General features: G+C 64.3%; 19 protein-coding genes. 6 read left to right on the forward strand and 13 right to left on the reverse strand.

Annotated elements, in window-relative coordinates:
- Positions 1 to 48 precede the first annotated feature (48 nt).
- From IGS55_RS02625 to IGS55_RS02635, 3 genes are read right to left on the reverse strand one after another with little or no spacing between them, the layout of a single operon-like run.
- On the reverse strand, positions 49 to 1539 hold the full coding sequence (locus tag IGS55_RS02625; RefSeq protein ID WP_230515864.1) for a SpoVR family protein: 1491 nt from the start codon (positions 1537 to 1539) through the stop codon (positions 49 to 51).
- Entirely contained in the window at positions 1536 to 2753 is a 1218-nt protein-coding gene (locus IGS55_RS02630; protein ID WP_230515865.1) for a DUF444 family protein, read from the reverse strand. The genes IGS55_RS02625 and IGS55_RS02630 overlap by 4 nt, the downstream gene beginning before the upstream one ends.
- A gap of 2 nt (positions 2754 to 2755) precedes the next feature.
- Entirely contained in the window at positions 2756 to 4711 is a 1956-nt protein-coding gene (locus IGS55_RS02635) for a serine protein kinase (protein ID WP_230515866.1), read from the reverse strand.
- Between the two features lie 256 nt (positions 4712 to 4967).
- On the opposite strand from IGS55_RS02635, the gene IGS55_RS02640 reads away from it, so the two are divergent.
- Both IGS55_RS02640 and IGS55_RS02645 read left to right on the forward strand, forming a co-directional pair.
- Positions 4968 to 6149 carry a S1 family peptidase gene (locus IGS55_RS02640; protein WP_230515867.1) on the forward strand — a complete coding sequence of 394 codons (1182 nt, stop codon included), beginning with the start codon at positions 4968 to 4970 and terminating at the stop codon, positions 6147 to 6149.
- Between the two features lie 166 nt (positions 6150 to 6315).
- Positions 6316 to 6648 carry a hypothetical protein gene (locus tag IGS55_RS02645; protein ID WP_230515868.1) on the forward strand — a complete coding sequence of 111 codons (333 nt, stop codon included), beginning with the start codon at positions 6316 to 6318 and terminating at the stop codon, positions 6646 to 6648.
- Positions 6649 to 6734: 86 nt separating this feature from the next.
- Here IGS55_RS02645 and IGS55_RS02650 read toward each other — a convergent pair whose 3' ends face one another.
- The 7 genes from IGS55_RS02650 to IGS55_RS02680 all read right to left on the reverse strand — a co-directional run bounded on the left by IGS55_RS02650 (position 6735) and on the right by IGS55_RS02680 (position 14152).
- Positions 6735 to 8171 carry a catalase gene (locus tag IGS55_RS02650; RefSeq protein WP_072453664.1) on the reverse strand — a complete coding sequence of 479 codons (1437 nt, stop codon included), beginning with the start codon at positions 8169 to 8171 and terminating at the stop codon, positions 6735 to 6737.
- Between the two features lie 282 nt (positions 8172 to 8453).
- Positions 8454 to 9146, reverse strand: a complete 693-nt coding sequence (locus IGS55_RS02655; RefSeq protein ID WP_230515869.1) for a tetratricopeptide repeat protein — start codon at positions 9144 to 9146, stop codon at positions 8454 to 8456.
- A gap of 56 nt (positions 9147 to 9202) precedes the next feature.
- Entirely contained in the window at positions 9203 to 11299 is a 2097-nt protein-coding gene (locus tag IGS55_RS02660) for a bifunctional 2',3'-cyclic-nucleotide 2'-phosphodiesterase/3'-nucleotidase (RefSeq protein ID WP_230515870.1), read from the reverse strand.
- Between the two features lie 83 nt (positions 11300 to 11382).
- A complete protein-coding gene (locus tag IGS55_RS02665) occupies positions 11383 to 11838 on the reverse strand; it encodes a TlpA family protein disulfide reductase (RefSeq protein ID WP_230515871.1) in 456 nt (151 codons plus the stop codon).
- A complete protein-coding gene (locus IGS55_RS02670) occupies positions 11835 to 12302 on the reverse strand; it encodes a DUF3299 domain-containing protein (protein WP_230515872.1) in 468 nt (155 codons plus the stop codon). The genes IGS55_RS02665 and IGS55_RS02670 overlap by 4 nt, the downstream gene beginning before the upstream one ends.
- 12 nt (positions 12303 to 12314) lie before the next feature.
- The gene (locus IGS55_RS02675) at positions 12315 to 13493 is read right to left on the reverse strand and encodes an ABC transporter permease (RefSeq protein WP_230515873.1); all 1179 of its coding nucleotides are present in this window, start codon (positions 13491 to 13493) and stop codon (positions 12315 to 12317) included.
- Complete coding sequence (locus tag IGS55_RS02680; RefSeq protein WP_230515874.1) at positions 13490 to 14152, reverse strand: ABC transporter ATP-binding protein; 663 nt, start codon at positions 14150 to 14152, stop codon at positions 13490 to 13492. Before IGS55_RS02680 ends, IGS55_RS02675 begins: the two co-directional genes overlap by 4 nt.
- Positions 14153 to 14288: 136 nt before the next feature.
- Between IGS55_RS02680 and zigA the strand changes: the two genes are divergently transcribed.
- From zigA to IGS55_RS02700, 4 genes are read left to right on the forward strand one after another with little or no spacing between them, the layout of a single operon-like run.
- On the forward strand, positions 14289 to 15515 hold the full coding sequence (gene zigA, locus IGS55_RS02685; RefSeq protein ID WP_230515875.1) for a zinc metallochaperone GTPase ZigA: 1227 nt from the start codon (positions 14289 to 14291) through the stop codon (positions 15513 to 15515).
- A 19-nt stretch (positions 15516 to 15534) separates the two neighbouring features.
- Complete coding sequence (locus IGS55_RS02690) at positions 15535 to 16533, forward strand: CobW family GTP-binding protein (protein ID WP_230515876.1); 999 nt, start codon at positions 15535 to 15537, stop codon at positions 16531 to 16533.
- Positions 16530 to 17318, forward strand: a complete 789-nt coding sequence (locus IGS55_RS02695) for a HoxN/HupN/NixA family nickel/cobalt transporter (protein WP_230515877.1) — start codon at positions 16530 to 16532, stop codon at positions 17316 to 17318. The genes IGS55_RS02690 and IGS55_RS02695 overlap by 4 nt, the downstream gene beginning before the upstream one ends.
- Positions 17319 to 17362: 44 nt before the next feature.
- Complete coding sequence (locus IGS55_RS02700) at positions 17363 to 17881, forward strand: GNAT family N-acetyltransferase (protein ID WP_230515878.1); 519 nt, start codon at positions 17363 to 17365, stop codon at positions 17879 to 17881.
- A gap of 6 nt (positions 17882 to 17887) precedes the next feature.
- On the opposite strand, the gene IGS55_RS02705 is transcribed toward IGS55_RS02700, so the two are convergent.
- The 3 genes from IGS55_RS02705 to IGS55_RS02715 form a co-directional block, all read right to left on the reverse strand.
- Entirely contained in the window at positions 17888 to 18313 is a 426-nt protein-coding gene (locus IGS55_RS02705) for a Fur family transcriptional regulator (protein ID WP_070218730.1), read from the reverse strand.
- A gap of 103 nt (positions 18314 to 18416) precedes the next feature.
- Positions 18417 to 19766 carry an alpha/beta hydrolase gene (locus IGS55_RS02710; RefSeq protein ID WP_230515879.1) on the reverse strand — a complete coding sequence of 450 codons (1350 nt, stop codon included), beginning with the start codon at positions 19764 to 19766 and terminating at the stop codon, positions 18417 to 18419.
- 108 nt (positions 19767 to 19874) lie between these two features.
- Positions 19875 to 20753, reverse strand: a complete 879-nt coding sequence (locus IGS55_RS02715; RefSeq protein WP_230515880.1) for a peptidase — start codon at positions 20751 to 20753, stop codon at positions 19875 to 19877.
- Between the last annotated feature and the right edge of the window lie 61 nt (positions 20754 to 20814).

Genomic DNA, 20814 nt, shown 5'->3' on the forward strand with positions numbered 1-20814 from the left:
TCCGCCCGATCGCCTGCCGTTCAGTGTTCAGCATTCAGCATTCAGCGTTCAGTGTTGCGCAGGCGGCGCTGCCGGCATGGTTGACGCAGGCGACGCGGGCGGCTCCGGTACGCCATCGATCTTGCTGCGCAGAACCCGGGGGGTACCGCGGAAATCGGCCGTATGCAGGGTGACGGGACGGCGCCAGACGCGGGCGATGTACGCCAACACCTGTTCCGCCCGCTCCAGGTCGAGGCCGCGCCCGTCGCGCTGGTGATCGTGGCGCAGTACCAGGCTGCCGTCGTCGTTGAGCAGGGTGGCGGCGATGCATGGCGCGCCATAGTTGTATTTGGGGGCCAGGATGGCTTCGCGAACGGCCAGCAAGTCGCGGCTGGCCAGGCGCACTTCGCCGTCGCGGTGGCTTTCATGCACGAACAGGCCCAGGCGGTCCGCCAGTTCCCCATCCAGATAGTTGCGAATGAAGCTGCAGTCGTCGTCGTCGCGGCAAATCTGGCGCGCCCGCGCCAGTCCTTGGCGCTCGATGATGTGTTCCCACATGCAAAAACCCAGGTGATAGGGGTTGACGGCCAGCGCCTGCTGGTGCTCGCCCGCGTAAGGGCGGACAACGTCCGAATGCGACTTGATGGCGGACAGGTACAGGGCCGGCGGCAGGAAGTCGGCTTCGCGCAGCAGCCGCGCGTGCCAGTACGAGGCCCAGCCTTCGTTCATGATCTGGCAGGCATACACGGGATAAAAGTAAAACGACTCTTCGCGCACGGCCAGGAAAATATCGCGCTCCCAGTCGGCCAGTTCCGGCCCATATTGCGCAATGAACCACAGCAAGTCGTATTCGGGCTGCGGCGGCACGAGCGGGCGCTGCGCCAGCCGTGCCCGCGCCGCCTCGTGCGCCGCCAGCGCGGCCGCTTCACCGGGCAAGCGCTGGTAACGCCGCGTAAACGGATCCGCAAAAGGATCGTTTGCGCCAGCCCCGTCTTGCGTGCCGGCCACACCGGCTGGCCCGGATAGCGCGGCATAGGGCGGGCGGTGCAGCTCGGCGTGGATGTCCACGTGCTGCTCCAGCGCCAGTGCGGCGTCGAGCACGGCTTCCACCTGCTCCTGTCCGTGCCGTTGCAGCGCCATTTCGAGACTCTGCGCCCGCGCCGCGCTTTGTTCCAGGATGTGCTGGCCGGCCATGGCGCCGAAACGCAGAAACAGGGCATTGCGGCTGGCGAAGTCGGCGTGGCCCAGCACGTGGGCCGTGACGAGGGTGTTTTCGGCCACGGAATTGTGCTCGGCCATGTAGGCATGGCAAGGGTCGCCGGGAAACATGACTTCGAACATATGCGAGTTGCCCATCTTTTGATGCACGAGCTGGTGGATGTAGCGCACGCCGAACGACCAGTGGCGCATGCGCACGGGCAAGCCATAGATGGCGATCTCGGCCATGAAGCTGTCCGGCACCAGCTCGAACTCGACGGGCGCAAACTCCAGTCCCATTTCCCGCGCCAGCGCTTCGATGCGCGCCGCGTAGCCGTCCAGGTTGGCTGTGTCAGGCGTCATGCCGTGTCCTCCGTATCGGCCGCCTCGTGCTGGAAAAAGGTGCGGATGGCCGCCCAGATATCGTCATTCCTGCTGAGGATGCTGCTGTGCAAGGGCAAGCCGCGCCGTTCCTGCTCGGCAAACAAGCTGTGCATTTCCGTTTCCAGGCTGCGCGGCACGCCGGGCACGGTTTCCACATAGCCCATATAGTTGAGCAAGGCGGCCAGTTCACCGAGGGCCAGGCTGGTCGCCCCCCGGTCTTCGCTGAAATTCTCGCCATCGGAGGCATAGAACAGATAGGCGTTGTAGCGGCCCGGCGCATAGTGTTCCTGCAGCAGCTCGCGGCTCAGGCGAAAGGCGGTGGAAGCCATGGTGCCGCCCATGCCATTGACCTGGAAGAACTCGGCTTCGGAAAATTCCCAGGCCCGCGTCGTATGGGCGATGAAGCGCGTTTCCACGCGCGCATACCTGCGGCGCAAGCCCTGCAAGGCAAAGAAAAAGAAGGATTTGGCCAGCTTGCGCTCGGTCTGCGCCATGCTGGCCGACACGTCCAGCACGAAAAACACGACGGCATTCGTGCTGGGCCGGGGCAGTGGCTGCACCTGGCGGTAGCGCAAGTCCTCATTGGTGAAAGGCACGGGTTGCGCTTGCAGGGCGCGCCGCTTGATCGCTGCCTTGACGGTGCGCCGCCGGTCCAGCCGCGAACGGGCGCCATGTCGGTCCAGGCCGCTACGCACGAGCCGTACGTCGTCGATAGCGCCCAGGTGGCGCGGTTTCAGGTGCGGCAGCTCGAAAGCGTCCCACAGCCAGTCGAGTATGTCGTCGATGGCAAACTCGAGCAGCAGGCGCACGGCCCCCTCGCCATCGCCGCCTTCGCCTTGCGTTCCTGTCCCGCCCGTGGCGCCGGGACGGGCCGCGCGCAGGATATCGCCGGGCTGGCCGTCACCCTGGCCCGCGCCCACGCTGTTGCGCGCGGGCGCCAGGCGGAAACGCGCATGTTCGAGCAGGTGCATGGGTACTTGCACCGTGCGCTGCTGCGGGCCGCCGATCAGGTCAGGCGTGGCGATCAGCTCGGGCAAGTACGCCTGCACGGCGTCGCGCACTTTCTGGTTGTGGCGCAGCCAGTCGCGCGCGCCGCGCGAGAACAGCCCGTACCAGGGTTGGGCAAGGGCCGGCGCGGACGATCCCACAGGGTTATCGTGCTTGCCGCTGCCTGGCGAGGTCGTGGCGGCCATGGTTATTCCTGCGCCAGCAAGGTGGTCACGTAGTTGAGCGCTTCGCGCGCGCTGTGGGCGTCATAGCCATATTCGTCGACCAGGCGCTGCTCGACGGCGGAGATCCTGGCCCGCACGTCGTCATCGGGCCGCTTGGCCGAGCCCACCAGGCGCAGCACGTCGCGCCGCTGCTCGAACAGATATTGCTGGACGGCGTCGTGCAGTTGCGCATGGCTGCCCAGGCCAAACGCCTCGCCCCGCTTGAAGGCGCTCATGGCCTTGCGTACCACTTCTTGGCGGAACGATTGCTTGCCCGAGTCGCTGATGTGGATTTTCTCTTCCACGGCGCGCAGGAAGCGCTCGTCGGGACGGCGTTCTTCGCTGGTAATGGGGTCGCGGATTTGACGATTGTCGAGCATGGCTTCGACTTCATCGAGATATTTGTTCAGCAAGTCTTGCGCTTCCTGCTCGAACGACACGAACAGGGCCTTGTGCACGTCGGCCTTGACCCAGCGGTTATAGAAATCCTTGCGCGTGAGCACCAGGTAATCGACCCACTTGCGCTTGCGCCGCGGTTCGATGCGCGCATCGTTTTCGATGCCGTCTTTCAGGGCCAGCAGCACGTCCATGGTGGACAGGCTGTTGCGCTGGGCGGAAATGATGGCGTGCGACAGGGCATTGATGACGAAACGGGGCGATACGCCCGACAGGCCCTCGTCGGGCGCCTTGTCGCGTTCGCGCAGGCGGCGGATGTCGGCATGCTGCAAGTCGTCGACGTCTTCGTCGGCGTATACGCGCAGTTTCTTGACCAGTTCGGCTTCCTTGTCGTCGCCCTCGGGCAAGCGGCTGAGGATGGCAAACACGGCCGCCGCATGCAGCACGTGCGGATCGAGGTGCACATCGCGGAAGGCGGGCGCGGCCGCCTGGATCAGCTTGCGGTATATGCGCGCTTCTTCGCGGTAATTGAGCGTATACGGCACTTGCACGATGACCATGCGGTCGAGCAAGGCCTCGTTTTCGCTTTCTTGCAGGAATTTGCGAAATTCGGCCAGATTCGTGTGCGCGAGGATGGTCTCGTCGAGGTAAATCAGGGGAAAGCGCGACACCTTGACATTTTTTTCCTGCGTCAGGGTTAGTAGTAAATAGAGGAATTCCCGCTTGACCTTGAGGATTTCGATCATTTCCAGCATGCCGCGGCTGGCCGCATACACGGCGCCGGACCACGACCAGGCGCGCGGATCGCCTTCGTCGCCGTACTGCGCCACTTTCGACAGGTCGACGGAACCCACGAGGTCGGCCAAGTCGGCCGTGGTGGGATCGTGCGGCGCATACGTGCCGATGCCGCAGCGGCCCGCTTCGGACAGGTGGATGCGCTCGACGGGCATGCGCAGGAAGTCGCCCGCATATTGTTCTTCCAGGCGGGCGCGGCAATGGGGGCACAGTTCGCCGTGCAGCTCGGCATCATAGCTGGCGCGAAAGTCGGCGCGCATGCTGTGCGGCACCAGATGCAGCGGCGATTCGTGCACGGGGCAGCCGGCGATGCCGTACAGCGCGCCTTCGCTGCTGTGGCTGTATTCTTCCAGCCCCCGCTTGAGCAGGATCACCATGGTCGACTTGCCGCCCGACGGCGGGCCCAGCAACAGCAGCATGCGCCGGCCCACTTCGGAGCCGGCGGCGGCCGCCTTGAAATAGGCGGCGACCCGGTCGATCGCCTCGTCGATGCCGAACAGCTCGTCGTCGAACAGGCGGCAGCGGAAACGTCCGGCATCGTCCGTCTGGCCGTTCCAGCGCATCATGTCCCACAGGTACTGGTGCGCGCTGCGTGTCAACAGGGCCACGCGGCCGGGCAGGATCTGCTCGATGAAGTCGGCAAAACTGCCGCGCCAGGGACTGATGCGGTGTTTTTCCGCCCAGGCCGCCATGCCGTGCATAAAACCGGCATGTTGGTCCGCAGGCGCGTCGTCGGATTGGCGTGTCATACCAGGGCTCGTCATTGTTCCCCCATCCATACCGTTGCTGCCGTGGAGCAGACCCAATTCCAGTCTGCCAGCCAAGTATACGGCGCCGCCTCTGCCCACACGCCTGATCTCGCTCAACCTTGACGAGGGAACTATTTTTATCCTCGCTGCCCCCGTTGGGCCAAGGCATCCGCGTGTCGGCACCATTCAATCCAGATCAATACCGGCCCGCGCGGCCAGCCCACACTGGTGTTTCGGAATGACCCACGAGGAGAGCATGATGATCGGCAACGAGAACGGTTTCAGCGCCCCGCCTGGCGGCAGCGGCAGGGGACAAAGCGCGGACGATGAAGAGGCCGTCGGCCAATTTGCCGTCCCCGGCGAAGACGACAATACGATCGAGAGCGCGTCCGTCTCGGACATGCCCGACGCCTTGAGCGGCGTCAGCATGGAATTGCTGGAAATCAAGCGCAGCATCGAAGACGGCATGCGCCAGTCCATCTCCCAGGCGGGCGGCGTGCGCGCGGCCGATGCCTTCAGCGACGGCGGCAATATCCAGGGCGTATCCATCGGCCTGGGCGAGGGCGCCAGCGACAGCTCGTCCGGCGAGCCGGGCTTGCCGGCCCTGACCCTGTACGTGGCCGAACCCACTTCCGTCGACCGCGCCAAGGCCGCCATCGTGGGCGCGATGGGCGTGCGCGCCGTGTCCAGCGACAGGGTGCCCGTCAATATCGTCGTCACGGGCGTGATCGATGCGCAGCCGCACCGTTTCCGCTTGCGCCCGGCGCCGGGCGGCGTGTCGGTCGGGCATTTCCGCATCACGGCCGGCACCATCGGCTGCCTGGCCGTCGGGCGCAGCGCGCCGCGCAATAGCCGCTTGATGATTCTTAGCAATAATCACGTGCTGGCCAATTCCAACGGCGGCGTGTTCAACGACTGCATCGTGCAGCCTGGCCCCATCGACGGCGGCCGCTGCCCGCAAGACCAGGTGGCCGTGCTCGAACGTTTCGTGCCCATCAATTTCAGCGGCGGCGTCAATTTCGTCGATTGCGCCACCGGCTGGGCCTGGCCAGACAGGGTGCGTCCCGAACTGGTCTATCTGAGCGGCGGCGTGCCCGCGTACTTCCGCATCAGCAATGCACTGGTGGCGCCCGCGCTGGGGATGATGGTCGGCAAGTCCGGCCGCACGACGCAATTGACGCAAGGCCGTATCACAGGCCTGGGCGCCACCATCAACGTCAATTACGGCGGCGGCAGGATCGCGCTGTTCCAGGACCAGATCGCCATCACGGGCGTGAGCGGGGCGTTCAGCGCGGGCGGCGATTCCGGCTCGTCCATCTGGACGTGGAACCAGCAGCGCAATCCCGTCGGCCTGCTGTTTGCCGGCGGCAATAACATCACCTTTGCCAACCAGATGCGGCGGGTGGTGGTGGCGCTCGACATCAATTTGTATACTTGAACGCTCGAGGAGACGGCGCGGCGCTGGCGTCGCGTCGCCTCGTCCTTGTATAACGCTGTTTTTTGCACGATGATGATGGTATGAGCGGCCGCAGCCATGTGCCCGGCGAACGGCGCTGCGGCGTCCGATGGCCGGGTGTATCATGAGGGCATCAGGAGGGTTGGTCATGTCAAACAGTAAATTCGCACAATCGCCGTATGGCGTCTTCGAGGACGCCGCCATGCCGTATTTGCCGGATGAAACTCCTGGACAGGGCATGGACCAGTACGCCCATGCCGCGCCCCAGGGCCGCCTGGAAGCGGCAAAGCGGCGCAACGAACGGGCGCTGATGGCCATCGACGGCGTGGAAGGCGTCAGCGTGGGGCACACGGCCGTGGGCAAGGATGCGCTCGTCGTGTATCTGCGCGACTCGTCCGTCAAGCGGCGCGTGCCGTCTCAGGTCGAGGGTTATCCGGTGGAAACGAGCATCACGGGCCAGATCGATATCCAGCGCTGGTAGACAGCAAGCGGGCCTGGCCGCCTTGCCGTGGATCGCTGCGGCGGAAGGCCTGTTGCCAGGTCTTCCGCATCGTTTCTCAGCTTGCCTTACTTGCTCAGGCGGCCGATCGCTTCGGCCACGCCCGCGCCATAGGCGGGATCGCACAGGGTGCAGTTGCCGATGTGGCGTTGCTTGACTTGCTCCGACGCGCCCGAGATGGCGCGCGCCGTGTTGTCGAACAAGGCTTGCTGCTGCGCCGCGGTCATCAGGCGGAACAGGGCGCGCGGCTGCGAATAGTAATCCTCGTCAACGCGGTGGTTCCAGTGGTCGGCCGCACCTTCCAGGCTCAATGGCGGTTCGCGGAAGTCGGGCTGCTCGGCCCATTCCTGCTCGCTGTTCGGTTCATAGCCCAGGGTGCCGCCCATGTTGCCGTCGACCCGCATCTGGCCGTCGCGGTGGTAGCTGTGGAACGGGCATTTCGGCGCGTTGACAGGGATATGGCTGTGGTTGACGCCGAGGCGGTAGCGCTGCGCGTCGCCATACGAGAACAAGCGGCCTTGCAGCATCTTGTCCGGCGAAAAGCTGATGCCTGGCACCACGTTGGCCGGGTTGAAGGCCGCCTGTTCCACTTCCGCAAAGTGGTTGTCGGCATTGCGGTTCAGTTCCAGCACGCCCACTTCGATCAGCGGATAGTCGCCGTGCGGCCATACTTTCGACAGGTCGAACGGATTGAGGTGATACGTGCCTGCCTCTTTTTCCGGCATGATCTGCACGTACAGGGTCCAGCGGGGGAAATCCTTGTTTTCGATGCTTTCGTACAGGTCGCGGTGCGAGCTTTCGCGGTCCTTGCCGACCAGTTCTTCCGCTTCGGCGTCCGTCAGGTTTTGAATCCCTTGCTGGGTTTTCAAGGTGAATTTGACCCAGAAACGCTCGTTTTGCGCATTCAGGAAGCTGAAAGTATGGCTGCCGAAGCCATGCATGTGGCGGAAGCTGCGCGGCAAGCCACGGTCGCTCATCACCACCGTGACCTGGTGCAGGGCTTCGGGCAGCGAAGTCCAGAAATCCCAGTTGCTGTTGGCGCTGCGCAAGCCGGTGCGCGGGTCGCGCTTGATGGCGTGATTCAAATCGGGAAATTTCAAAGGGTCGCGCATGAAGAAGACGGGCGTGTTGTTGCCGACCAGGTCCCAGTTGCCTTCTTCCGTGTAGAACTTCAGGGCGAAGCCGCGGATATCGCGTTCCGCGTCCGCCGCGCCCCGTTCGCCGGCCACCGTGGAAAAGCGCGCGAACATCGGCGTTTTCTTGCCCACTTCACCGAAGATTTTTGCCCGCGTGTAGCGCGTGATGTCGTGCGTGACGGTAAACGTGCCGTACGCGCCGGAACCCTTGGCATGCATGCGGCGCTCGGGGATGACTTCGCGGTCGAAGTGGGCCAGCTTTTCCAGGAACCACACATCTTGCAGTAGGGCGGGGCCGCGCGGGCCGGCCGTCTGGATGTTCTGATTGTCGGGAACAGGCGCGCCAAAGGCGGTGGTCAGCTTTTTCATTGGACTCTTTCTTTCATGGCTAGGCAGAGCAATGGACGCACCGGCGCTACTCAAACACTGGCTGGGTTGAATGAACACTCACCGGGGCTGGTCCAGAGTAAAATTTCTAAAATGCAAACCAGTGTAAACTTTTTTATGCGGGATGGCTTGCCGCGCCGCCCGAGCAAGCTCAGGCGGCGTCCTTGCATCATAAGCGCTGAATAGCTGCCGCTCCCGCACGCTTGCAAGTTGCAAGTATATAAAGGCAGGTTACGATCACGCCACTGGCCTTTTGCCCAGTTTTTAAAACTTGTTCCAGTTGTTATGCCGGTGCTCCGTCGCTTCCTTCATCAGGTGGCCGGCGCGCAGCGCGTCGTCCGCCTGCACCGTCATGGCCAGTTCCTGGATGGCGGGCGGATATTCGTGGTGGGCCGCTTCTTCCAGCAGCGCATGTCCCTTGGCCAAGTCGCGCGGCACGCCGCGGCCTTCGCGGTAGGCGTTGTACAGCAAAAACATGGCGTGCGGATTGCCCAGTTCGCTGGACCTGGCCAGCCAGTGGGCGGCTATCACGGGGTCTTTGGGCACGCCTTCGCCATTCGCCGCCAGCAAGCCCAGCATCAGGGCCGCCTTCGCATGGCCTTGCTGCGCCGCTTGCCGGTACCACAGCCACGCCTGGCCCGGCGTGGCCGCGCGCAGCATCTGTCCCAGCTCGAATGCCGCTTCCGTGTCGCCCGCGCGGGCCGCCTGTTCGAACAGGCTCAAGGCATCGGCGCGGCGCTCGGGCCGGGCCTGGTAAATCAGCGCCAGTTCGCGCTCGGCGACGGGCATGTCCTTGCCGGCCCAGCTGCGTACACGGCGTTCGGCCTGGTGGTCACCCGTCTGGCGCGCATGCATGGCGACGGCTTCGATTTCCGCCGCCGTGGGCGGTGGCGACGACTGGCAGGCGGCCAGGACAGTGGCCAGCACGACGGCGGGCAGGGAGAGTGCATGTTTCATATTGATCACCTTTCATCAAGACAGGCCGGAACCGCCGCAGTCCCGGCCCATGGACCTTATTTGCTCAGGTCGATGCGGTACTTGGCGAAACCGCTGGCGTCGAGGCCGCCTTCGGCCGCCACGTTGGTGATGCCGCTGCCTTGCGCCAGCGCCAAATGGCCCGGCGCCGAGCGCAGGATCACGGGACCTGCCGTGGCCGTCTTGACGAAGCTCCAGCTGCGCGCGCTGCCATTCGCCGCCAGAGTCACCTTGCCGCCCTTGGTGCTCAGCGACGCCAGGTAGTTGCTGACCACGGCCTGGTTCGCATCGGGCGACTTGATGATGGTCTTGCTGCCATCGATGCCGGGCACGGCGCCGCCGCCACCGGCGCGGTAGTCGTTGGTGGCGACGATGAAGTCATCGCCATCGGCCACGGGCGCACCCTTGTACGTGAGGTTGACGATGCGGCTGCCCGGTTTTTTCGTCACGTCGATCTGGTACGTCAGCGCATTGTTTTCCGCGTAGAACACGTCATAGTTATAGATCGTGCCATACGACGGCACCAGGTCCTGCTCGGCGCTGCTGGCCGGGTCGATCTGGGCAAATTGCTTGGCCGACGTTTCCAGCCAGGCCTTCAAGTCCGATCCCTTGATTTTGACGGCTTGCAGATTGTTATTGCTATATAAATACAAGTCGCCCGGATTGCGCACCTGCAAGCCGACCGGCGCGGCCGGCGTCGCACCCGCGGCCACGTCCGTGAAGTCGGACGGCCCGTTGCGGCCCGCCTTGAACGGCGCGCTGCACGAAATGACGGGGATATTCTTGTAGCTGGCCAAGGTGGCGTCCGTGCTGGTGGCGATGAAATTCTTCACGTAGTCGAGCTGCGCCTGGTTCACCAGCTGGATGGCGCTCACGTCTCCGACCAGCGCGAAGTAGGCCGACATCTCGAAATCCGTGCTGATGCCCAGCGGCTGCTTGGCGTAGGCGATGGTGGCCGCGTGCTCGGTGGCCACCAGCGGCGCGATGGCCGGATCGGCTTTCACGAGAGTCGTGCCATCCGTGTACTTGAAGCCGCGCGATTCCACCGTCGTCTTGGCCGGCTGCACCACCCATTTATTGCCCTGATACACCATCGTCAGCTTGATGATGCCCAAGCGGCGGCCCCAGCTTTGCGCCATGACGGTCGGCACGCCGTTCACAAAGCCGTTGACGGCGTCGATCTTCGCGCTGGCGGGGAAGGCGGCGAACGAGGCGTCCAGCGCGGCCGCGCCAGTTTCCTTGCCTTTCGGGAAGATCAGGTGCGAATGGCCGATCATCAGCGCGTCGATGCCCGTGGTGGTCAGGTGATAGCTGCCGTTTTCCATCTTCGGGCTGTAGGCGCTCGTGTCCAGGCCGCCATGCGACAGGGCTACGACGAGGTCGGCGCCCTTGCTGCGCAATTCCGGCACGTACTGTTTTGCCGCTTCCTGCACGCCCGTCACGCTGACCTTGCCAGCGAGCACTTTCTGATCCCATTCGAGGATTTGCGGCGGTACAAAGCTCAGTACGCCCACATTGATTTTCACGGTCAGCTTGCTGCCATTGGGCGCCGTGGCGGCGAATTCGCGGGGCAGTACCGTGTAGGGCTGGAAGATGGGCTTGCCGCTGGCCACGCCGACGACATTGCTCAGCACGGAAGGGAAGGCGGGCGCGCCGCACGTGCCCGTCGGCTTGGCCACGCCGGGAATGCCGAAATCCGTGTTGGTGATCTGGCTCAGGTAGGGCAAGCCATAGTTGAATTCATGGTTGCCCATGCCGCCCGCGTCGTACTTCAGCGCGTTCATGGCCTTGTGCACGGCCAGCGTGCCGGAACACGGCACGGGCGCGGCCACGGCCTGCAGGTCGGCCAGCAAGGTGCCCTGGATGACGTCGCCATCGTCGAGCAGCACATTGTTCGGATTTTCCGCGCGCGCCGCCTGGATCAGGGTCGACGTGCGTTCCAGGCCCAGGCTCGTGTCTTCGGCCAGCGCGTAATAGTTGTAGCTCAGGACGTTCGAGTGGATATCGGTCGTTTCCAGCAATGCCACGGTGACCGTCGTGCCTTCGGGAATGGCCGGCGCCGTGTTGGAACTGCCGTTGCAAGCAACGAGACCCGCACTTGCCAGCGCCGCCAGCATGACCCTATTTGTTTTCATTACCGCCCTCGCAGAGATTCAAAGGACGCGACTGTAACGCCGCCATGTGACGCGGCGATGACAGTCGTGCAAGGCGCATGGATTCAGGGGAGCGCGCAGGCGGCCACGGCCTTGGCCAGCCAGGCCGCATCGACGGGTCCCAGGCGCCGCGTGCAGATCCGATGTTGAGAAGTGAGGATCACTGTGTACGGCAAGCCCTTGATTTGATTGCCAAAGATGGGCAGCAAGGCGGGCGAGGCCAGGGCCTGGGGATAGCGGGCCCGGTGCTGCCGCAGGAACGCTTGCGCGGCCGCCCGCGTGTCGATGGCGATGCCGATGAAGGGAAGTTTCGGCTGCTTGGCGGCGTGGGCATGCAATATCGGCAGCTCCTGGATGCACGGCAGGCAGTTGCTGGCCCAGAAGTTCAGCACCACAGACTGGCCCTGGAACTGGCCGAGCTTCAGCCGGCCATTCCCATCGAGCCGGGGCAGGTCGAATGACAGTGGCGCGGCGTGCGCATGGCAGGCGCACACCAGCAGCAGCGCCGGCCAGCGCGTCATTGCGGCACCACGGCCGCATCCGTCATGCGGTAATACAAGCCCATGGGATCGTTGGCCAGCACTTTCAGCTTGCCCTGCACGATGAACGGCGCATAGCTGAATTTCACGGCTGTGCGGCTTTTGATCTCCACCACGCCTTCCGGACCGGCCGGCAGGCAAAAGGGGCAACTGGCCGAGGTGACGGTCAGCAGGAAGTGTTTCTGCTTTTGCCCCGGTTCCAAGGGCATCATGAAGCCTTGCACTTTCACGTCCGTATTGTCGAGCGCGCTGATTTCCGGCGTGTATTTCGGCACCATGCGGCCCTTTTTCGCCTTGACCGTCGTGGCCTTGCCCAGCAGTTTCCACGACACGACGCCGGGCAAGTCCGTCAAGGGCGCGAAAAAGGACGGCGGTTCGTCGGCGGGGGCGGCGCAGGCAGAGCCGGCCAACAACAGTCCAACACTCAATAGCATGATTTTCAGCATGTTCGTTTCCTTTCAGGGACGCGCCAGGGTGGCGGCGATATCGGTGCGGTAGGCGCGCGCGGCGGGAATGGCGGCGGCCAGCAAGCCCACCGCCACGGCAATGACGGGCAGCCACGCCTCGCCGGGCGCGATGCGCCACGCTTGCAGATGCAGTTGCTGCATCGATTCCAGCAAGCCAACACCGGCATGGCCCAGCAGCCAGCCCAGCGCCGCGCCCGTCAGTGACAGCAGCAAGCCTTGCGCCAGCAGCAAACGCAGCAGTTTGGCCGGCGAGGCGCCCAGGGTGCGCAGGATGGCCAGGTCTGTCTTGCGCTCTTCCAGCGCGCCATACAGCGCCACGAACAGCGACAGGGCCGCCACCAGCAGCACGCCGGCGGCAATCGCCCGCAGCACGGCGATGCCCACGCCCAGCAAATTGAATAGCCGTGCCGCCTCGAAAGCGGGCTGGGCCGCCTGCAGGCGCGGCTGGCCATTGACCCAGCGCGGCAGGCTGATGGCGGCCAGGGGCGATGTGTATTGCACCAGCACGGCCGTCAGTTCGCGTTCGGGCGCGCTGGCGGGGAGTTCATCCGGATCCGTTTCATGTACTTGCCACACGGAAGCGACGGGCGTGACGATCAATCGATCAAGCACCGTGCCCGTGGGCGCCAAAATGCCCACCACCGTGTAGGGCGCGTGCGCGTGCACTTCACCGCCGGCCGCCAGCCCGTGCGAGCCGGCAAAGCGGGCGCCCAGGGTGGCGCCCGTGTCGCGCGCCGCCTGGGCGCCGAACACGGCCTGCATCGGCTGCGTGAACAGTTTTCCATGCGCCAGCTGCGCGCCGTAATGGTCGAGCAGCGCCGTGGTGCTGCCGACGATGCGGAAACCGTGGAAATTGTCGCCCAGCGCGAGCGGGATCGCCGCTTGCACCAGCGGCTGCGCGGCCAGCGCCGCCAGCGTGCCTTCGGGGACGTTGCCGGTTGGAACATCGGCGTGATACACGGACGACAAAATCAGCTGCAGCGGCGAGCCTTTCGCGCCCACCACCAGATCGATGCCCTGGGCATCGCGTTCGGCGTGCTCCTCCAGCTGGCTTGATACGCCGAGAATGAAGGTCATCATGGCGATGCCGATGGCCACCAGCAGCAGATTCAGGCTGGACGCCAGCGGCTTGTGGCGCAGGGCGCGCCAGGCCAGGGTGGCCGCGTTCATGCCACCGCTCTGGAGCTGGAGCGCGGCATGCGCAGCACGAGAGCATCGGGCAAAGCGGCCAGCACCCTGGCGTCGTGGCTGGCAATCACCAGCGAGGCGCCAACTTGCGCAGCCTGGCTGGCCATCAGGTTGACGACGGCGGCACAGGCGTCGTCGTCGAGGTTGTCCGTCGGCTCGTCGGCCAGGATCAGCCGCGGGCGCATGACGACGGCGCGCGCGATGGCGGCCCGTTGCCGTTCGCCGCCGCTCAAGGCATGCGGGTAGGCATCGAGCTTGTTGGCCAGGCCCAACTGGTCCAGCAAGCTGGCCGCGCGGACCGGATCGGCGCGCTGGCCGCTGGCGTAGGCGGGCAGCAAGACATTGTCGAGCACGTTCAAGCTGGGCACCAGCGCCAGTTGCTGGGGCAGCAAGCCGATGGTGCGGCCGCGCCAGCTGTCGCGCTGGCGCGGCGTGAGGCCGGGCAGGGACCTGCCCGCCACTTCAAGGCGGCCCGCTTGGGGCGCCAGGATACCCGCCAGCAAATGCAACAAGGTCGATTTGCCGGAGCCGGACGGCCCCAGCAGCAGTGCGTGCTGCTGGGCGGGCAAGTGAAAGGCGTCGATATCGAGCACGGGGCTGGCATGGTCATAGCCATAGGTCAAAGAGGCGAGGTGGAGCATGGAATTCTTTCGGAAGTCAGGCCGGCAAAGTTTGCCGCACAAATGCAACTGAGCTGCATTATAATTCAAACGCAATAGACTTGCATTTAAAATCCAAGGCCCATTGCCTCCTTAATTGCCCATTCGAAAGATACCCATGACCCAGCGCAAACTCCCCGTCACCGTCCTGTCCGGCTTTCTCGGCGCCGGCAAGACCACCTTGCTCAACCACATACTGCGCAACCGCGAAGGCAAGCGCGTGGCCGTCATCGTCAATGACATGAGCGAAGTCAATATCGACGCCTCGCTTGTCAGGGATGGCGCCGCGGCGGCCGGCGCGGCCCTGTCGCGCACAGAAGAAAAACTCGTGGAAATGTCGAACGGCTGCATCTGCTGCACCTTGCGCGACGATCTGTTGCTGGAAGTGCGGCGCCTGGCCGCGGAAGACCGCTTCGATTATTTGCTGATCGAATCGACGGGCGTGGGCGAGCCGATGCCCGTGGCCGCCACCTTCGACTTCGAAGACGAGCACGGCGACAGCCTGAACGACGTGGCGCGCATCGACTGCATGGTCACCGTCGTCGACTGCGCCAGCCTGCTCAACGATTTCCATAGCGAAGACAGCCTCGAGCAGCGCGGCGAGATCGCGGGCGAGGGCGACGACCGCCAACTGGCCAACTTGCTGACGGAACAGATCGAGTTTGCCAATGTCATCGTCCTCAACAAGGTCGACATGGTCGATGCGGCCGAGCGCCTGCGCGTGCTGGCCGTCATCAAGGCTTTGAATCCCGGCGCGCGCATCATCGAAACCAACCAGTCCGTCGTGCCGCTCGACGCCATCCTGGGCACGAATCTGTTCAACCTGGAACAGGCGGCCAGCATGCCGGGCTGGGCGCAGGAGCTGGCCGGCATCCACACGCCGGAAACGGACACCTATGGCATCAGCAGTTTTGTGTACCGGTCGAAGGAGCCGTTCCACGCGCAGCGCCTGCATGACTACATTGCCCAGCCGATCAAGGGCGTGGTGCGCAGCAAGGGATATTTCTGGCTGGCCAGCCGCCCCGAATGGGTGGCCAGCCTGTCCGGCGCGGGCAAGCTGATGAATATCGAACCCGTGGGCCTGTGGTGGGCGTCCGTGCCGAAGGAGCGCTGGCCAACGGATGCGGCCTCGCTGGCGGAGGTTAACGCGGGCTGGAACGAAACGTATGGCGACCGCTACCAGGAACTCGTCTTCATCGGCCAGGACATGGACCAGGCCGCCATTGAGGCGGACTTGAAGAAATGTCAACTCAACCACACGGAAACGCGCCAGGGCATGGCCGCCTGGCGCAAGCTGCCGGACCCGTTTCCCCAATGGCAGCGCATGGAAGAACTCGAAGATTAACCACCGACAGGAAAGCAATATGACAGAACTGATCCCCGTTACCATCATCACGGGTTTTCTCGGCAGCGGGAAAACCACCTTGCTCAAGCGCATATTGCAGGGCGATCACGGCGTGCGCATCGCCGTGATCGAAAACGAATTCGCCGCCGAAAGCATCGACCATGGCTTGCTGGTGCAAGATAGCGACGAACAGATCGTGGAAATGAACAATGGCTGCATCTGCTGCAGCGTGCGCGGCGACTTGATCCGCATCCTCGGTGAATTGCAGGCCAGGCGCGCGGCAGGAATTATTGCCTTCGACCACGTGATCATCGAAACGACGGGCCTGGCCGCGCCTGGGCCCGTGGCGCAAACCTTCTTTGCGGAGCCCAGCGTCAGCGAGTTTTACATGCTCGACGCCATTTTGACGGTGGTCGATGCGCGCCATGCGCAGCAGCAATTGACGGCGCACAAGGAAGCGCAGGAGCAGGTGGGCTTTGCCGACCGCATCCTGTTGTCGAAGACGGATCTGGTCAGCAAGGAAGAGCTGGCCGCGTTGCGCCGGCGCCTGGTCGCCATCAATGGCCGCGCCGGCATACAGAAAGTACGCTTTGGCAATGTGCCGCTGCGCGACATCCTGAATATTCGCGGCTTCAATTTGAACGCCATCGTCGAGCTGGAGCCGGATTTCCTGGGAGAACTGGGACACCGCCATGGCGACGGCGTGCAATCGTTCGTCTACCACCAGTCCCAGCCCCTCGATCTGCTGCAGGTGGAAAATTTTCTCGATGCCGTGGTGCAGCTGTTCGGCACTCAGCTGATGCGCTACAAGGGCATCCTGCACGTGGCCGACCTGGATTGCCGCGCCGTGTTCCAGGGCGTGCACATGCTGATGGGCTCGGAGCTGGGCGCGCCGTGGCGCGACGGTGAGACGCGCGCCAGCAAGATCATCTTTATCGGCCGCGACTTGCCGCAGGAGATGCTGATACGCGGCCTGGACCGCTGCGTGACGGCCAGCGTAAGCGAGGTGGCGGCATGAGCGTGGAAGCGGGCTTGCCCGCCCTGGCGCTGATCTTCCTGCTCGGCATGCGGCATGGGCTGGAACCCGATCACCTGGCCGCCGTCGATGGATTGACCTTGCGCAGCCAGGCCGCCGCGCCGCGCTGGGCACCGTGGATGGGCGCGCTGTTTGCGCTGGGGCATGGTGTCACCGTGCTGGCCATCGTCGCTGTCGCCGCCGTGGCGTCGCAGCAATTTTCGCCATCGGAAACCGTGTTCGGCTGGCTCGAATGGCTGCCCATCGTCTTGCTGCTGTTGATCGCCGGCATGAATGCGCGCAGCTTGCTGGCCGGCGCGCAACTGGCCGAGGTGCGCGGCCGGCTGCTGCCGCGGGCGCTGCGGGGCGCTTCGGGGCCGCTCGCCGCCATCCTCGTCGGCATGCTGTTCGCGCTCGTCTTCGACACTGCCCTGCAGGCGGCCGCCTGGGGCTACGCGGCCGTCGCGCTGGGCGGCATGCAGCCGGCCTTGCTTACGGGCACGGTGTTTGCCGTCGGCATGGGCGTGACCGATACCTTCGATGGCTGGGTCACGGCGAAAGTCATGCGCACCGGCAAGATGGACATCGTGCGCGCCTTCCGGCGCCGCCTGGGCTGGCCCATCGTCGCCATCTGCGTGGCCATGGCCGCCTACATGGCGGCCGGCAAGCTGGAACCGGCCTGGTCGCTGCCGGAAAGCTGGACGGCGGCCCTGGGCGCGGCCATGGTATTGCTGATGGCGGCCCTGTACGGCTGGACCTTGCTGGGCTTGCGCCGCGTGCGTGCCTGAGATGGGGGCATGGGTATAATGGTAAAAAACTGCAGAGTCTTCCCATGCCCGCATCCGATATCGTCATCCGCCTGCTGACGCCAGCAGACACCGCCGCCTTTTGCGCGCTGCGCCTGCGCGCCATTCTTGATTCTCCCACGTCGTTTTCCTCGTCGCGCGAGGATGAACTGGCGCGTACGCCGGCGGAACACGCGCGGCACATCGCCGGCGGTTCCATGCATCGCGGCTTTGGCGCCTTCGATGGCGAACGGCTCGTGGGTTTTGCCGGCCTGCGGCGCGAGGCACTGCGCCAGCTGTCGCACAAGGCTTTGCTATGGGGCGTGTTTGTCGACGTGCCCCAGCGGGGCAAGGGCGTGGCGCGGCGCTTGGTGAACGCCTGCCTTGAACAGGCCGAGACGGATCCTGCCATCATGCAAGTACACCTGAGCGTGAATGCGGAAAACAATGCCGCATTGCGCCTGTATGAATCGCTGGGATTTATCGCCTATGGCACGGAGCCGCGCTCGATGCGCGTCGGCGAGCTGTTCTATGACGAGCACCACCTGACCTTGCTGCTGAAGTGACGCCCGCTATTTGCAGCGCGGGCACAGGCCCTTGATCAGGTAATCGACTTCGCCGCCGCTGAAGCCTTCCGGCAAGAGCACGGGCGGCGGCAGCTTGACTTCGTTGAAGCAGGTGACGTTCGCGCATTTCGTGCACTGGAAGTGCGCGTGCTCGTGTGCCTGGTGGCCGGCGCCCGCGCTGAAGCGCCATACCTGGTCGGCGCCCGCGATGCGGTGCACGAGTTCATTTTCCGTCAGCCATTCCAGCACCCGGTACAGGGTGACCGAATCGATATCGCTGTCCTGCGACAGCGCCTGCTGGATTTCATGGTGGGTCAGCGAACGGCTTTGCGCCATTAAAAAGTCGAGCACCTTCACGCGCGTCTTGGTGACGCGGGCGTTGGTGTTGCGGATCAGCGATTCGGCGTGCGGTGTAGAAGATGATGTCAACATGATAGGCCTGCTTGCGGGGGATCGGCTGGCGGCGTCATCGCCGTGCCCGTTGCCACCCTCTGGGCCGTATCTTAGCATGCGTGCCGCACCGGATGGAACGGCGTCACGGTTTGAACGTCCAATAGCGGCCGGCCACCGTGTCGACGGGGTCGAGAAAGCGCTGGTCGGCGCGTGCATGGTTGCGTATCAGATAAAACATGTCGGACAGGGCGGAGCGCTTTTCCGCGAAATACGTGTGTTTCATGAAGCTCGTATCGACCCCGGTGGCGTCGATGGTTTCCACGCCCGCCACGATCAGCATGCCCGCGCCGCTGTCGCCCGCGCGCGCGTAGCCGTGCACGGCTTTCGAGGCGGCCAGGGCCAGGTCTTGCGACGAGGCATATAAAGTGACGGGGTTGCGCGCGCCGGCCAGTTTCGGCGCGATGTCGTGCTTGAAGATGGCCGCGTCGATATCGGGCGCGGACAGGATGATTTCCGTGATCTTTTGCGCCAGTTGCGGCTGCGCGGCCAGCAAGTCGGCCACGGCCCGCGCCAGGCCACGGCTGCCCATGCTGTGGCCCACCAGATAGACTTGCGCCGCTTCCGTGCTGGCAAGAAAGTCGGCCAGGAAGGCCGTGATGTGGGGCGTGCTCCATTCGATATTGTTTTCATCGATGGTGTAGCCGGCCACGCCGCCGCGCGACGGCCAGCTGTAGAACACGGGCGCGCCATCGAAACCGAGGTCGTAGGCCATCTGTCCCGTGCGCCGCGCCGCATCCTCGAAACTCACGTTATAGCCGTGCACGAAGAGAAAGGCGCTTTTATCGGCCGAGGCGCGGATCTGGGTTTTGAGTGCGGCAAAGAAGTTGTCGCGGTCCTGCACCTCGGCGGACAGCAGCACCACGTGCTTGGCCGGGTCGTCGCGAAATTCCAGGCGCCACAGCGACGGCGATTCCAGCTGGCCCATGCGGTGGTCGCGGGGGATGCTGATGTCGCAGCTGCCATAGCTGAGCGGGCCATTGCCTCCCAGGATGTTGCGTTCGCCGCTGAAGCGCTGGGCCGGCGGCTTGCCCACGTCGCGCTGGCGGTCCGTGGCGAAATACACTTTGACGACCGCGTAGTTCGACACGACGGCGCTTTTGTCGGCGGGGGCGGGCGCCGTTTGCGCCGCAGGCGCTGCCGGCGGCAGGGCTACGGGCGGACGCAGCGCATCGAGCAAGCCTTGCGCGGCGAACAGGGTTTCCATGTCATCGGGTACTTTCGCCGCGGAGAGGGCGGCAGACAGGGCCAGTTGCAGCTGGGTATTGGCGGGCTCGGCTTCCAGCGCGGCGATGGCGGCCAGGATGGCGGCGGCGCTGTCGAACTTGGCGATGGCCTGCTTGAGCCGCTCGTAGTGGCTGGCGACGGCTTCGGGCGCATGGCCGGGCGCGCCATGCCCGATGGCCGCCACGACGGCGGAAGTGATCAAGTCCATGCGCTACCTGCCTTTCAGGTCAATCTGGATTAAATATCAACCCATATTGCCATAAAAGCACGCGAAAAGCGACTTGTCCAGCACCGCGCACAGGCGGTGCGCGGCAGATCAATGCTGCTTGTCGTCGCTGAACTGCTGCGCCAAGGATTGCAGCGGCGCCACGGTCAGGCCGCCGCGGCTCACGTGCTCGGGGAGGGCCACCCGCACGGGCTTGCTGTGCATGTTGGCGGACGACAGCACGTTTGTCGTCGTTTCCGGCGCCGCATTCCACACGGGATCGACGATGCCTTCGAACACCTGTTTCAATTGTTCGCCCCAGGTGTCGCGGATCATGCGGAAATACTGGTTCTTTTCATCGATGGTGACGAAGCGCGTGACGGCCAGGCTGCCCGTCTCGTAGACGAGCAGGTCGAGCGGCAGGCCGACGGAAATGTTCGAGCGCAGAGTGGAATCCATGGAGATCAGCGCGCATTTGGCCGCCTCGTCCAGGCGCGTGAACGGGTTGATGACGCGGTCGATGATGGGCTTGCCATATTTCGCTTCGCCGATCTGGAAATACGTGTTTTCATCGTGCGATTCGATGAAATTGCCGGCCGAATACACCTGGAACAATCGGCAGCGCTCGGCGCCGATCTGGCCGCCCAGAATGATGCTGACGTTGAAATCGATGCCGCAATCGGCCAGGGCCTTCGCTTCGCGCAGGTGCACGGTGCGCACGGCTTCGCCCACGATGCGCGCCGCATCGTACATGCTGGCCACGTTCCAGATGCTGCGTCCGTCCGCATCCACGTGTTCGGAGACGATCTGGCGGATCGCCTGCGAGATCGACAGGTTGCCGGCCGTCATCAGGACCAGCATGCGGTCGCCCGGGTTCTCGAACACGCTCATCTTGCGGAAGGTGCCCACCTGGTCCACGCCGGCGTTGGTGCGGGAGTCGGACAGGAAGACCAGGCCTTCGTTCAGGCGCATGCCTATGCAATAAGTCATCGTCGTAAATCAAATCCAAAGGGGGAGCATTCTACACCAGCCGGGGCTTGAGTATCCGCCG

The sequence above is a fragment of the Janthinobacterium sp. EB271-G4-3-2 genome (assembly GCF_020858035.1).
In the GTDB taxonomy this organism is placed as follows: Bacteria; Pseudomonadota; Gammaproteobacteria; order Burkholderiales; family Burkholderiaceae_D; genus Janthinobacterium; species Janthinobacterium aestuarii.